This is a genomic window from Acinetobacter sp. YH16051 (genome assembly GCF_013417135.1).
GTDB lineage: Bacteria > Pseudomonadota > Gammaproteobacteria > Pseudomonadales > Moraxellaceae > Acinetobacter > Acinetobacter towneri.
Genome location: NZ_VPEN01000076.1, coordinates 1 through 2578, shown reverse-complemented (window position 1 = coordinate 2578; position 2578 = coordinate 1). Strand labels below are relative to the sequence as shown.

The 2578-nt window shown below is 38.4% G+C and carries 2 protein-coding genes; one reads left to right on the top strand and one right to left on the bottom strand.

Going from position 1 to position 2578, the window contains the following annotated elements:
- Window positions 1–829: 829 nt before the first annotated feature.
- Window positions 830–1237, top strand: coding sequence for a hypothetical protein (locus FTV41_RS14280; RefSeq protein ID WP_174660742.1), 408 nt, complete (start codon window positions 830–832; stop codon window positions 1235–1237).
- 221 nt (window positions 1238–1458) lie between these two features.
- Here FTV41_RS14280 and lpxO read toward each other — a convergent pair whose 3' ends face one another.
- Window positions 1459–2373 carry a lipid A hydroxylase LpxO gene (lpxO, locus tag FTV41_RS14275; protein ID WP_174660741.1) on the bottom strand — a complete coding sequence of 305 codons (915 nt, stop codon included), beginning with the start codon at window positions 2371–2373 and terminating at the stop codon, window positions 1459–1461.
- Window positions 2374–2578 lie beyond the last annotated feature (205 nt).

Genomic DNA, 2578 nt, shown 5'->3' with positions numbered 1-2578 from the left:
ACAAAGTTGTTATATGAAAATTAAATCAATTGACGCGGTATATAAACTCTAGGAAGTATTGGCATAAATCTTGTAAAACAAAATGCTCTCAACTCTCTTTCAACGTCCCCACATCCCTCGCTTTGCTCGGGCTGATGGTGAACGTTGAGAGAGTTTCGGCAATACTTTCCCTAAGGGTCGCTGATTCAAAATCAACATCCCTTAAGTATTGCCGATTAACCTGTAATTGGGCTGACGGAGCCACGCATCGGTCGTATCCGCACATGGTTTTGCTGACCATGCAGACAAGGACTAAAGGTTTTGCACCTTCTCCCACACGCTCCCTGTCGAAGTATGGCGATATCTCTGCGAGGATTCCTCCAACATGCAACTTCACCGACCTATACAACTACTTCCAACGCTCCGCCTATGTGAGATCCCCTGTAAGCGGTTTAGCCTTTCGACTATCGCTACGATGCACCAGTGACACTTATCCCTCCACATGCACCGCATATCTTCCTTTAAAAAAGGGCGCACAGAAGTAGATAAAGCTCGACCGTTAGGTGCTTATTTGATGATTTAAACTACTGAATTAACGAAGGACTTCAAATTGAGGCTTGTCAAACTAGTTCTTTTCTTTAAAATAGGAACTGGTACTAGCCGTAAGGTGAATATCAGTATGAGTTGGTAGCTCTGCCGATCTTTCGTTAATTGATGTTGGTAGCATCAAATAACTGTACCCACAGAATATAAAGCGAAAGTCCAATAAGTTTCAAGACTTATTGGACTTTTTCTTTTTTATAAAGATAATTTTAAAAATTATTTATAAGCCAAATAGTTGAGACTTAAATTGGGAATTCTCGTTAATGACAATAAAGTTGTTACTTTCACCTCAGAAACAGAACAACTAGTAAATACGTCATTAGATGCTAACCCTAATCATCACAAACTTAATGACTTAATTGTGCATAGTGTCTTTAAACGTTTGTATAGTCGTCAGGGGGGTGATGGGAATCCTTTAATTTACGCCCTAAAAGGACAAAAAGGATTCTCAATATCTCTTAAAGAGTGTGGAAAATTCAACCCCAATATCTCTAAAATTCTCCATAGCTTAATGCATGAAAAAGATTATGAAGTAATCCTTACAATGCCATCATCCCACAAAGTAGTAGAGAGATTTGCCAAAAAAATCAATAGAATAAATAAAAATCATTGTATTTTAATTAATGAACAGGATATTGCTGCATGGTACCTTTAGCTTGCATCGTCAGTAATAATTGAATGAGCAAGCCACTCATACAAACAATAAAGGCCACCACCCACCAATCTTTTTTAGAACTAAACGTGTACATTGCATCCCCCATCTATTGTTTTCATTCTATACAAGATTTTTCGATTGGCATGCAACTTTGCAGATTAATTTTAAAGCACATAAAAAAACGCCCCGAAGAGCGTATTTTTTCAATCTTTGCTTCACGATTAAAATAAATATGGGCGCACAAAAATCAGGAAGAAAATACCCAACATCAAAAACCATTTTAAGAAATAGTACAATTTTCGATTGGTCTTTTTCAGTGCTTTGGCTTTGATCCGAATTTGATAAACATAACCAAAAACTTTATTGAGTCCACCCGTTTGATCCCCATGTTCATTTGGTGAACTGGCTGCGGTCATGATATTTTTACCAAACCAATGGTTAAAGCGTGCCATCAACTTTGAGCTTAACGGTCGCTCAACATCGGCAAAGAAAATGATGCGGTTTTGTTCAGTCTTATTTTCTGCATAGTGAATATAAGTTTCATCAAACACCACACTTTCACCATCACGCCATGAATAACGCTGACCATCGACATCAATAAAGCAACGATCATCATTCGGCGTTAGTAGCCCCAAGTGATAACGCAATGAACCAGCATACGGGTCACGGTGACGTACCAAACGGCTGTCCGGCGCAAGCTCAGTAAACATTGCAGCTTTAATTGAAGGCAACGTTTTCAGCAGTTCTGTGGTTTTAGGACAAAGCTCTGCCGCAGAAGGATGTGCAGAGTCATACCATTTCAAATAGAAACGTTTCCAGCCGGTTTTAAAAAAGGAGTTAAAACCTAAATCATCATAACTACTCGACGCTTTGATGCCACCTTGTTCATATAAAGCTTGCGCTTCATCGCGAATCATTTCCCAGTTTTCATCCAAGACTTTCAAATCTTTAAAATGCTGAGTGTCAATATAAGGCTGACTTGGCACTTTAGAAAACATATACATCAGAAAATTAATCGGCGCGAGCAAAGTCGAGTGATCAAAAAACTGGCGGTAAAATGAGTGACGAACTTTGCCGCGTTGTTGAATATAAAACGCAGAAATGACAAAGATCGCCAGGATAATCCACTTAATCATATGAGGACCTGGTACTTGTAAGCAAAATGCTTAAATCGAGAGAATTTTTTAAACGGCGTAATAATAACATAGTGATCCATTTTGCTTAAATAAACGCCATAGAACACTGCGTTGCAGGAAACAATGTCTTGAAGCTATAAAGTCGATTGACCATTCTGCCCAAAATATCCTTGCATTTTTCTTGAAAAATTCTGCAATTTCTCTT

Excerpts from the sequence above, each read along its gene's own strand:
- lpxO (WP_174660741.1), bottom strand. The coding sequence starts at position 2,373 with ATGATTAAGTGGATTATCCTGGCGATCTTTGTCATTTCTGCGTTTTAT.